This window comes from Methylobacterium sp. A54F (assembly GCF_053346035.1).
Window position 1 is genome coordinate 1 of sequence record NZ_JBKFBF010000232.1, and the last position, 278, is coordinate 278.

Annotated in this window: 1 protein-coding gene; it reads left to right on the forward strand. The window is 79.1% G+C overall.

Annotated elements, in window-relative coordinates; genetic code table 11:
* A partial coding sequence (locus ACLBXP_RS26095; RefSeq protein WP_447670680.1) for an MFS transporter occupies positions 1-278 on the forward strand: 278 nt, incomplete at both ends.

Below are 278 nucleotides of genomic sequence, written 5' to 3' on the forward strand. Positions count from 1 at the left end.
GCAGACCACGGCGCTGCCCTGGCTCGTCGGCGCGCAGACCCTGCACGGGCTCACCTTCGCGCTCCTGCACCTCGCCTGCCTCGGCCTGATCGAGGCGGGCGTGCCGCCGGCCCTGCGGGCGACCGCGTTGACCCTCTACGGCACCGTCGCGCTCGGGCTGGCCGGCGCCGCGCTGGCCCTCGCGGCCGGGAGCCTCTACGGCGCCCTCGGGGCGGGCGCCTTCTGGGTGATGGCCGCCCTGTGCCTCGCGGCGCTCCCCCTCGCCCTCGGCCTGCGCG